Annotated in this window: 2 protein-coding genes; both read left to right on the forward strand. The window is 47.5% G+C overall.

Translation table 11 applies throughout. The features are described from left to right. On the forward strand, positions 1-742 hold a 742-nt coding region (locus ACH107_RS32830), incomplete at its 5' end, for a LytTR family DNA-binding domain-containing protein (protein ID WP_412509781.1). Positions 743-933: 191 nt separating this feature from the next. Beyond that, positions 934-1,386, forward strand: coding sequence for a hypothetical protein (locus tag ACH107_RS32835; protein WP_412509782.1), 453 nt, complete (start codon positions 934-936; stop codon positions 1,384-1,386). Positions 1,387-1,411 lie beyond the last annotated feature (25 nt).

Consider the following 1,411-nt stretch of genomic DNA (forward strand, 5'->3'; position numbering starts at 1 on the left):
CGGCTTACGCACCTGCCAGCATCACCCTACGATACAACATCTGGTGCGGTCGTCCGGTAACCGGAAATGCAACCCACCCACACAAAACGCGAAGAAGCCTTTAATTCTCGCGGTATCAGCGCCGTTGAGCGCATATATCCAGATCATATTAGCTGAACGCTTTACGCTACCTCTGCCTGTTCGCTATGGACTATGGTTCTCTCTGGGTGCATCCGCTACTTCGCTATTATTCGCTGTGTTGCCAGAAAGATTTATCACAGTGCCGGCAGCGTGGATTACGGCTGTTATTATTTGCTTTGTATTCATTATAACGATAACTCACGTTCACTACGGGGAAATGCTTCACTTCAAAACATTCGCTAAAGCTTACATGAAAAATCGCCTTCAGGCCATGCTGCCGGATCAGGTAAGAGGAGAGGTCCTTCGCCTTTCGGCACGCGATAAGTATGTATCCGTGCGAACTGCCAAAGGTGAATGCGAAATCCGGTCAACAATTTCCGAAGCTATAAAATTAAACTCGCAACCAGGATATAGGATTCATAGGTCGCACTGGGTGGCATTGGACTCGGTAACAGATATATGCCGAAAAAAGAAGAAATGGTATTTGACGATTCAGGGCCCTGAAACGTTTCCTGTATCCGCCAAGATTGCCCCACAAATCGAACAGGAAATGAAATTAAAGACCTTAAAACAGGAGAACGACCGTCACCTGACGGTAACGAGACGAAGAAACAGCGGTTAATGTGCCCGTGAGCGGTACGGGTGCGTTCTTAAACAACGTCAGGACAGCACCGCGAAATTTCAATCCCGTTTTCACTCCATATTACTGATTTCGCGACATCTATGGTATCTTTCACGACATCCCCCCGCCCCGAGCCTGTCAAGACATGCCATTAGAAACCGGCATCAAGGTAGACCGACCGAGGCACGGCGATGGTTCGTTCAAATACAATAGCATTAGCGATTGTGGTCGCAGCTACTGTGCTAGTCATTTTAATCATGGGTTTTTCTGCACCATCACTTTTAGCCCTGCTACTTGCAGCCATGCCAATAAGCTTCTTAATCGTTCAAAGAATACTAACATTAAGAACTAAAAAGAACTTAACTGCGACCAAGCATCTGAATAGAGCAGACTGCGCAGGTACCGAAGTAGCGGCTTTCCGGGAGGATGAGGTAGACGCGAATGCAGCCAAGCGCCGATTCTCTAAACAGGTAGAAGATAGTTCTTCGATGAGTAGTGCTGATATTATTTTCGAAAAATGGACACAGATTGAAGCATCATCCATCAAGGGACAGGAAGCGCGTATATTTATGGCTTCTTCGCGTTTTGTGTGGGTGGGTTGCATTTCCGGTTACCGGACGACCGCACCAGATGTTGTATCGTAGGGTGATGCTGGCAGGTGCGTAAGCC

Source organism: Roseovarius halophilus (ex Wu et al. 2025), from assembly GCF_047086965.1.

Excerpts from the sequence above, each read along its gene's own strand:
- ACH107_RS32835 (WP_412509782.1), top strand. The coding sequence starts at position 934 with ATGGTTCGTTCAAATACAATAGCATTAGCGATTGTGGTCGCAGCTACT.